We start from the raw sequence: 213 nt of genomic DNA, 5'->3' as shown, positions 1-213 counted from the left end.
TCGCGGGCGCTAGGGGTGCTGGTTTCGTCGTGCGGCCGCAGTTCTGCGGGCATCTGCCGGTACCGGCTTGACTGGCCACGACGCTGCCAGTTTCCGGGATTCGTGGTACGGCCCCCGGTAGCGGGACCGTTGCCCATTCGTCAATCTACCGTTACCGGCACGAAGCACCACGACACATCGCCCGCCAATGGTTTCGTGGTGGGGCGGGCGCGG

Origin of the sequence: Cupriavidus sp. SK-3 (assembly GCF_000611145.1) — a bacterium.
Classification (GTDB): Bacteria; Pseudomonadota; Gammaproteobacteria; order Burkholderiales; family Burkholderiaceae; genus Cupriavidus.
The sequence above is the reverse complement of the archived record's forward strand: the minus strand, read 5'-3'. Positions refer to the sequence as shown.